Raw genomic sequence first — 1378 nt, 5'->3', positions numbered from 1 at the left:
GTTCGGCGGCGTCCTACTCTCCCACAGGGTCCCCCCTGCAGTACCATCGGCGCTGTGAGGCTTAGCTTCCGGGTTCGGAATGTAACCGGGCGTTTCCCTCACGCTATGACCACCGAAACACTATGAAACTGTCGAACATCGCCGCACCACCGTTTCGGCGGGGCTGTTCGTGGTTTCAGAACCAACACAGTGGACGCGAGCAACTGAGGACAAGCCCTCGGCCTATTAGTACCGGTCACCTCCACCAGTCACCTGGCTTCCAGATCCGGCCTATCAACCCAGTCGTCTACTGGGAGCCTTACCCCATCAAGTGGGTGGGAGTCCTCATCTCGAAGCAGGCTTCCCGCTTAGATGCTTTCAGCGGTTATCCCTCCCGAACGTAGCCAACCAGCCATGCCCTTGGCAGAACAACTGGCACACCAGAGGTTCGTCCGTCCCGGTCCTCTCGTACTAGGGACAGCCCTTCTCAAGACTCCTACGCGCACAGCGGATAGGGACCGAACTGTCTCACGACGTTCTAAACCCAGCTCGCGTACCGCTTTAATGGGCGAACAGCCCAACCCTTGGGACCGACTCCAGCCCCAGGATGCGACGAGCCGACATCGAGGTGCCAAACCATCCCGTCGATATGGACTCTTGGGGAAGATCAGCCTGTTATCCCCGGGGTACCTTTTATCCGTTGAGCGACGGCGCTTCCACAAGCCACCGCCGGATCACTAGTCCCGACTTTCGTCCCTGCTCGACCCGTCGGTCTCACAGTCAAGCTCCCTTGTGCACTTACACTCAACACCTGATTGCCAACCAGGCTGAGGGAACCTTTGGGCGCCTCCGTTACCCTTTAGGAGGCAACCGCCCCAGTTAAACTACCCATCAGACACTGTCCCTGATCCGGATCACGGACCCAGGTTAGACATCCAGCACGACCAGACTGGTATTTCAACGACGACTCCACACACACTGGCGTGCATGCTTCACAGTCTCCCAGCTATCCTACACAAGCCGAACCGAACACCAATATCAAACTGTAGTAAAGGTCCCGGGGTCTTTCCGTCCTGCTGCGCGAAACGAGCATCTTTACTCGTAGTGCAATTTCACCGGGCCTATGGTTGAGACAGTCGAGAAGTCGTTACGCCATTCGTGCAGGTCGGAACTTACCCGACAAGGAATTTCGCTACCTTAGGATGGTTATAGTTACCACCGCCGTTTACTGGCGCTTAAGTTCTCAGCTTCGCCCCACCGAAATGGAGCTAACCGGTCCCCTTAACGTTCCAGCACCGGGCAGGCGTCAGTCCGTATACATCGCCTTACGGCTTCGCACGGACCTGTGTTTTTAGTAAACAGTCGCTTCTCGCTGGTCTCTGCGGCCACCCCCAGCTCA

At 57.1% G+C, this 1378-nt stretch carries 2 rRNA genes; both read right to left on the bottom strand.

From position 1 onward, the window contains the following. Nucleotides 1-117: ribosomal RNA gene (rrf, locus tag ACWC2T_RS46050) — 5S ribosomal RNA — on the bottom strand. 88 nt (nucleotides 118-205) lie between these two features. Further along, a 23S ribosomal RNA gene (locus ACWC2T_RS46045) occupies nucleotides 206-1378 on the bottom strand; the annotation flags it as partial.

It is taken from the genome of Streptomyces sp. NPDC001393 (assembly GCF_053597455.1).
This window is presented reverse-complemented; position numbering and strand designations above follow the sequence as displayed.